Source organism: Mucilaginibacter sp. P4_E8 (assembly GCF_056401495.1).
In genome coordinates this window covers 1-5,140 of the sequence record NZ_JBFUJG010000232.1, presented here as the reverse complement: position 1 = coordinate 5,140, position 5,140 = coordinate 1, and the positions used below count along the sequence as shown (strand labels likewise).

Sequence of the window (5,140 nt, the reverse complement as noted above, 5' to 3'; positions counted from 1 at the left end):
GCTCAAACACAAGTACATAAAGACAACCAAGCAAAGCGACCACCATTATGGAAGGGATAAATAACTGAATGAAATTAAGCGAACCCTGACTTAAAGGGGTAATTACGGCTGAGCTATCGCCTAAAATTATGGTAGCTCCCCAGTAATAAGGTAATAAATGGGATTGATCACTTTTTAAATAGTCGAGTTTGGCTAATCTTAAAGACACATCCTTGGGTAACCCTATCCTAAGGTAATTATAAAAGCTTTCTGTTAACTCATAAGTGGCCTGGTTATCAGCCTGCCATAAATTAGTTACCGTACTTGGAATACCCGMTAAACGAAATCCCCTGGCAAGGCTAAACAAGCCCTCGCCAACTGCCATATAGCCTACCCCTGTGTTACAGGCCGAAAGTACCACCATACCCGTACCCCGGCATTTTAACTTTTGTATATCACTCATCAAAACAACCGAATCGGCCAAATAAAGCAACGGATCGCGTGTGGTACTGTCTGCCGCGGCATGTGAGTATATTTGTGCAATCTGAGATTGCGGCAACTTGGCAAGTAACTGGCTTCTTTTAGCATTCTCGCCATTTAACAATAAAGAGGCCTTGAACCTGGCTCCTATGCGCTTAAGAGAGGCAACAGAACCTGTTAAACTTTGCAGGTGGGTAGGCGAAGCATAATTTTCAGGAGCAATTCCTAAAAAAACAATCTTTTGATCAGTAGTGCTCCGGCGATGATTCATTAATACCCGCATGGAATAAACATAACTGAATGAATACTTTTTGACCAGGAAGCTATCGTCTGAATGCGGATCGTCAAGCAGGGCATCAAAAGAGATAAAATGATCTCCAGGCGAAATAATAACCCTTTGAGTTTTAATTTGCAAAGGCTTAAAAAGGTTTTGATATAATTTGCGGGCCAAATTTGTGTAATGGTCATAATGCTGATTAAGCAGGCCTGCATTTGAGCAGTATTTTAAAAATTCACTGCTATCATGAAAATAATCAGCATAAGATATTTTATATATCTGCGCTTTAACGGGCGTTATTAATAAAGCATAAACCACAGCGTTATTATTAAAATATTCTACCAGCGACTGTTTATTATTCAAGAGCTGCTGTTGTACCTTTTTAACTGACCAGAATGAGCTATCGGGAAGCATGGTGCTTTCAGACAGTTTTGCTTTAAGCTGGTTTTGCTCATCTTCCCACTCCTGGTGAACAGACAACCATTCTGTTTTTAACCTCTTAACAAGCTCATCACTATTTAGTGATATCAATTGTTTGTTAAGGCTATCCATTTTCGCCTGTAATTTCTTTTTCAGCTTTTCATCCGGAATGAACTGTGTTCCTGATGAGTAGCTCAGTTGATCATTTAGTAAAACAGACCTGCTTTTTTCAAAAAAATAAAATGCTTTTTCAATATCATTAAGCAGGTAACAAACTTCTATGGCATTCTCATACATTTGCCTGGTTTGGCTGCGCCAAAGCAGTTTGGAAAGTTCTCCGTACTGTTTCCAGCGCATCATATCTACAGATCTGTCGGCCAGGGTAAAAGTTTGCAGGGCAGCTTTTAACAAATTTTTATCTGATTTCTTTTTATGCGAGGCAAGCAGACTTTCTGCTTTATCAGCAAGTAATGTACTTACGTAGTAATCATTGGATACCTGGCTTAACATCCCTATTGTAGGATTACTGATAACCGCCGTATCTTTAAATTTTATTGGAAGAGCATTTAACCCTTTCTGATAAAATGTTAAAGCCTGTTTATAATCGCCCTGTCTCCAATAGCTAACGCCTATGTTTTCATAAAATCCCACCATTTGGTAACTGTTTTTATACTTGCTGGCTAATTGCAGCCCCAGGGTAAAGCATTTCCTTGCATTAGCTTCCTGCTTCAGATCTTTGCCATAAACATTCCCCAAATCATTTTGATCATTTGCACATTGATTAAAGTTTTGAAGTTTTTTATTTAAAAGAAAGGCTTTTAGGTAATAAACCAGGCTTGCCTGATGCTTGCCGGTAGCGTTGAGAAAATTAGCATAGGTAGAATAAGCTGAAGCAAGCTGAATAGTGGCTTTCCCTTTAAGCATTGATAATGCCATAATAATACTTTGTTGGGCACTTTTAAAATCACCAAGCTCAATCTCGGCCTGCCCCTTTTGCACCCACAGGGCCCCTCCCTCCACCGTATCTTTAGCGGCATTTGAGAAAAACATCCCTTTAGATGAAATTTCTTTTGCCTGTTGATAGTCACCAGCTTTAAAAAAGGCATATGCCAATTGCGTATGGGCCATCCCTGTAATAAAGTATTTTTCGGGAAAGTTCCTGCCAGTTGTTATGCAACGGTTAAAACAATCATTTGATTGATGGATCAGGTTTAATTGTAAATAAAATATCCCCAGATTATAATAGCTATTACATAAAAAAGGCTCCTTAATGCCAGTATGTTCATTAATGTTTACTGCAGCAGCTGTGTACGCTATACCCAATTCCAAATTTCCGGTTTGGGCGTAATAGTCGCCCAAACGGTGCATGATTTCTGCATATACTGCGCTTGTTTTTTGATGACACTTTAAATAGGAGATCCGCAGCGTTGTAAGCCTGTGTATTTTTAAATAATTATCGCTCTGATCATTTTTAATAATACTGATCTCCTGGCGGATGCTATCATCAGAAAGACATTGCGCATGGCATATGGTTATCTGGAAAACCAACATGCATAACCAAACAGCAATTCTCCACAAGGCTTTCATAATGGACTTTTTTATATATCGGGGTGCTTTTGCACACACACGCCGTCTTTAATGAGCTCCTGTTCTAATGCCGCAAATTTTTTGCATAAAGCAACTCCCCGGGCATTTTCGGAAAAATCAAAAAGGTTTTTGATAAATGATTGTTTGTTTATCGTTTTTCTGGTATAAAGCTTCGTATCGCAATTGGCGCCAATTATGCCGGTAGCAATAGCAGTTGCAAAAGACGAACCTCTAACATACTCAACAGCCCCATTTAGGTTAAACGGAACTTCAAATAATAAATCCCCTTTTTCAGATTTATCTGCTAATACCCCAAGATCAACAAAAACATTAGAGTGATTTTCTGTAGCAGCAACCACTTCACCATTACTTGTAGTAGCAGTGATCAGATTTTCCGCAGATTTGCTAAGATTAGCCGGCAAAAAGTGGTGTATGGCCAGGTTACGAAGTTGAAAAGGGGAAGGATTGATACCTTGTTGCGCAAAAATTCCTCTTGCAATTTTATCGTCGGCATCGCTCTGATTACCTGCAGCAGTAACAAATAAAATACCCTCATCCTTTAAGGTTGCAATTAAGGCATTAAGTTGTTTTACAGGAGCTTCTTCATAATGATAAAACCCCCAACTGGCATTAATAATTTTCGCCCCCTTTGCTATTGCATAATAAATGGCGCAAAATATTTTAAACAGATCGCCCTTTCCGTTACGGTCATGGGTTTTTAGCGGAATGATCTTAACTGATTTAGTTGAGTTTTTAAACTGATTGATGATGAATTGAGTTACCAGGCTTCCGTGAAGACCAGGGTTATCATCTTTTATATTCGCGTTATCATCAACAAAGTTCCAGCCATTTACAGCATCGCCGAAACATTCATATCCAGGTTTGTTTTGATAATTATTATTGATATAACCCCCATCTACAATAGATAGATCAATACCCGTATCAAGAACAGCAATAGTTATTATCTCTTCTTTGGCAGGAGGGCATTCAGAATTTTTATATGGATAATGCTTGGACTGCCCCCAATGATGGCGCGGAATTTTACTTAAAAAATTTAGCGAGTAACTTTCGCCTACAGTTTTGGTACCGGGGCCTGTACCTGCTTTAACGCCATTTCCACTTACTATGGTATGAATATCCTTTGCAAGCCACAATTGTACGGGCATATTACAATTGCATTTAACTTTTTTAATCTTTTTAATACCCATTTTATTAAAATAACCTTTTACTTCTTTAACTTCTTCATCTGATGGAATTTTTCCAAAAGTTACAATAAGTTGGTTTTTGCGATAGGTTTTCTCCAAAAGGCTGTAATTTGGTTTGCAGGGGATAGCAATACGCGTAAACAAGTGCTGTGATTTTTTCTGATTGGTTTCCATGGGGCCTAATTTTTAATTTGTTTTAGCCAGTTCCTGGCTTCCTGATTGCCATATAAATTTTCATTAATTATTTTCCGTAGTATTTCTTTTGCTTGTTGAATATCTGAGCCTTGTGACCGTACCATGAGGGTAAGCGCTTTATAAAACTGCCCTGGATTGGTATATAAAGGCATTGCTGATAATTCATCAAAATTTTTCAAAGCATCATCATACCGCTTCATAGCAAGGTGGGTTAGCCCGAGGTATTTAATAGCCTCGGGAGCCATTCCCGGTTTATTTGTAAGCGGCATAAACAATCGCTCTGCTAAGGGGTACGATTTTGAATTATAGGCAGCTATTCCTGCTTGCAGCGAATCAGCCCCTCCCATGTTTAACCCAAGTGTAGTTAAATTTGCAGCTATATATTTATCAGCGATTTTTTGAGGGTCAGGAGATTTTAAAAATGCAAACCACCCAATGATCAACAGAATGCAGGCAGCTGCCAAAAAGGCTATCTGTTTAAGGTTAATAATCTTAGCTGGTTTGGTCGGGGCAGCAGATAACTCCTGGTATAGCCTTGCAAATTCTTCTCGTTTTTGCTGTTGTACGTGCACGTTTAACCCGTCACGAATACTGATATATCCCGCAACCTCCTTTGCGAAGTCCTGGTCATTAAGGCATCTTTGCTCAAATGCCTTTTTTTCATCATCGTTCAGTGCTCCGGTGAAATAATCATCAATATAGTGCAATGAATTATTCATTTTGGTGTTGGGTTCTTGTAAATTTCAATTTCAATTTTTCCAAACAGCGTAACCGTGTTGTTTTAACTACATCGGCCGACTGATACTTCATATATCCGGCAATTTCTTTATCGTTGTACCCATCTTCAAACAAGAGTAGCAACTCCTTGCATTTATTACCTATTTCTTCTAATTTTTCAATTATTTGTTGCCTTTCATCTTTTGCAATAAGCTTTTGGATAATGTTTCTTGTTTCATCCGGAAGCTCATAAACCAAACTATCATAAGGTATGGTATCT

General features: G+C 38.5%; 4 protein-coding genes. All 4 read right to left on the bottom strand.

Annotated elements, in window-relative coordinates; translation table 11 throughout:
* Positions 1-2,743, bottom strand: a 2,743-nt coding sequence (locus AC1DRQ_RS29385) for a CHAT domain-containing protein (protein ID WP_477429360.1), incomplete at its 3' end; no start/stop codon positions are given.
* 11 nt (positions 2,744-2,754) lie between these two features.
* Positions 2,755-4,122: a S8 family serine peptidase gene (locus AC1DRQ_RS29380; RefSeq protein WP_477429358.1), complete on the bottom strand. Its 1,368-nt coding sequence runs from the start codon at positions 4,120-4,122 to the stop codon at positions 2,755-2,757.
* A gap of 5 nt (positions 4,123-4,127) precedes the next feature.
* Entirely contained in the window at positions 4,128-4,862 is a 735-nt protein-coding gene (locus AC1DRQ_RS29375; protein ID WP_477429356.1) for a tetratricopeptide repeat protein, read from the bottom strand.
* Positions 4,855-5,140: RNA polymerase sigma factor (locus AC1DRQ_RS29370; RefSeq protein ID WP_477429354.1), on the bottom strand; the 286-nt coding region annotated here is incomplete at its 5' end. The genes AC1DRQ_RS29375 and AC1DRQ_RS29370, both read right to left, overlap by 8 nt.